Origin of the sequence: Viridibacillus sp. NPDC096237, from assembly GCF_050278625.1 — a bacterium.
In the GTDB taxonomy this organism is placed as follows: domain Bacteria; phylum Bacillota; class Bacilli; order Bacillales_A; family Planococcaceae; genus Viridibacillus.
This window is the reverse complement of record NZ_JBNNTI010000080.1, coordinates 1-1,624: the sequence shown is the minus strand read 5'-3', so window position 1 is coordinate 1,624 and position 1,624 is coordinate 1. Positions and strand designations below refer to the sequence as shown.

General features: G+C 45.1%; 1 protein-coding gene. It reads left to right on the top strand.

Annotation, left to right across the window (positions count from 1 at the left end):
• Window positions 1–377 precede the first annotated feature (377 nt).
• Window positions 378–1,624: NTTRR-F1 domain (locus ACQKMD_RS21290; protein ID WP_427754519.1), on the top strand; the 1,247-nt coding region annotated here is incomplete at its 3' end.

The window sequence follows — 1,624 nt, the reverse complement described above, 5'->3', positions numbered from 1 at the left end:
CCGTCGTAATCTAAAAGTAAAAAACATAGTATACGACTTTGATTTTTAAAGTAAATTTATTAGAAAGAATCGAGTGCGAATCAAAATAAGGATAAGAGCCGTCACAATCTAAAAGTAAAAAACATAGTATACGACTTTGATTTTTAAAGTAAATTTATTAGAAAGAATCGAGTGCGAATCAAAATGAGGATAAGAGCAGTCGTAATTTAAAAGTAAAAAACATAGTATACGAGACTTTGATTTTTAAAGTAAATTTATTAGAAAGAATCGAGTGCGAATCAAAATAAGGATAAGAGCCGTCACAATCTAAAAGTAAAAAACATAGTATACGAGACTTTGATTTTTAAAGTAAATTTATTTGAAAGGAGGTGAACAACATGACCATTCAAAATTTAATAGTTAACGGAAGTTTTGAAACAGGAGCGTTGACCCCTTGGGTTGGCATGAATGCAACGATTTCTAGCCAATATTCACATTCAGGTTTTTTTTCGGTGAGGTTACAAGGCGGAAACGCGCTCTCTTTTATCTCTCAAACCGTTCCTGTTAATGCGGGAGAGGGATTGGAGTTTCTGGTTTCATTAGCCAAAGTAGGATCTACCCTGGCTGCTCCTATACAGATACAAGTCAATTATTTTGATAGTATGTTCAATTTGCTTGGAAACGGTCTCTTTGTAAATATTCCGGGGGATCGTATTCCTTCTGCAGATAATGATACTTGGCTTGAGATCTATCAAACCACGACTCCAGCTCCTCCAGGCTCAACGCAAGCCTTTATTTTAATTAATAATCTTCCACAAGTAGGAACGGCAGATGTTTTAGTTGACGATGTAGCTCTATTAGTTGCAAGGGGAAATGGAGCAACAGGAGCAACTGGAGCAACAGGTGTAACTGGAGCGACCGGAGCAAAAGGTGCAACTGGAGCAACAGGTGTAACTGGAGCAACAGGTGTAACTGGAGCGACCGGAGCAAAAGGTGCAACTGGTGCAAAAGGAGCAACTGGAGCAACAGGAGCGACCGGAGCAAAAGGAGCAACTGGAGCAACAGGTGCAACAGGTGCAACCGGAGCAACTGGAGCAACAGGTGAAACTGGAGCAACGGGTGAAACTGGAGCAACGGGTGACACTGGTGCAACAGGAGCAACAGGTGACACTGGAGCAACTGGTGAAACTGGAGCAACTGGAGCAACGGGTGACACTGGAGCAACTGGAGCAACGGGTGACACTGGAGCAACAGGTGCAACTGGAGCAACAGGCGACACCGGAGCAACAGGTGCAACAGGCGACACTGGAGCAACAGGAGCAACAGGTGAAACTGGAGCAACAGGTGAAACTGGAGCAACTGGAGCAACAGGTGCAACCGGAGACACTGGAGCAACGGGTGATACCGGAGCAACTGGAGCAACGGGAGCAACGGGTGATACTGGTGCAACAGGTGTAACAGGCGACACTGGAGCAACAGGTGCAACAGGTGCAACTGGAGCAACAGGTGATACTGGTGCAACAGGTGCAACAGGCGACACTGGAGCAACAGGAGCAACAGGAGCAACAGGTGAAACTGGAGCAACAGGTGAAACTGGAGCAACTGGAGCAACAGGTGCAACCGGAGACACTGGAGCAACGGGTGA